This is a genomic window from Streptomyces sp. SD31, assembly GCF_052068475.1.
Taxonomy (GTDB): domain Bacteria; phylum Actinomycetota; class Actinomycetes; order Streptomycetales; family Streptomycetaceae; genus Streptomyces.
Genome location: NZ_JBQHCX010000054.1, coordinates 1 through 781, shown reverse-complemented (window position 1 = coordinate 781; position 781 = coordinate 1). Strand labels below are relative to the sequence as shown.

Sequence of the window (781 nt, the reverse complement as noted above, 5' to 3'; positions counted from 1 at the left end):
TGGAGCGCATCGAGATTCTGCAGCCGGTGTTGTTCGCGGTGATGGTGTCGTTGGCGCAGACGTGGCGGTCGTTCGGTGTGGAGCCGGGCGCGGTGGTGGGTCATTCGCAGGGTGAGATCGCGGCGGCTTTCGTGGCGGGTGCGTTGAGCTTTGAGGATGCCGTGCGGATCGTGGTGCTGCGCAGTCAGTTGTTCGCGGACGAACTCGTCGGCCGTGGTGCGGTCGCCTCGGTGGCGCTGCCGGTGGAGGCGGTGCGTGAACTCATCGGGACCTGGCCGGCACTGTCGGTGGCCGGTATCAATGGCCCGAATGCGTGCACGGTGGCTGGTCCGGAGGCTGAGCTGGGCGAGTTCGTGGACGTGTGCGTGGGCCGGGGTGAGCGGGCGCGGATCGTGCCCTCGACGGTGGCGTCGCACGGCCCGCAGGTGGAGCCGTTGCGGGAGCGTCTGCTGGAGATGCTGGCGGGGACGACTCCCCGGTCGGCGGGTATCCCGTTCTACTCGGCGGTGACCGGTGAGCGCATCGACACGATGGAACTGGGGCCGGAGTACTGGTACTTGAATGCCCGTCGGCCGATTGAGTTCGCGAAGGTCACCCGGGCGTTGATCGATGACGGTTACCGCGTGTTCGTCGAGTCCAGTGCGCATCCGGTGCTGACGATGCCGCTGCAGTCCACCGCCGACGACCATGGCGCGGCGGATGTCGTGGCGGTCGGTTCCCTGCGCCGGGACCAGGGTGGCCCGTCCAGGTTCGCTCTCTCCCTCGGTGAGGCGTGGGCCGC

At 68.5% G+C, this 781-nt stretch carries 1 protein-coding gene; it reads left to right on the top strand.

Features of this window, described 5'->3' with window-relative positions:
- Positions 1 to 781: acyltransferase domain-containing protein (locus ACTMVF_RS42375; RefSeq protein ID WP_441276427.1), on the top strand; the 781-nt coding region annotated here is incomplete at both ends.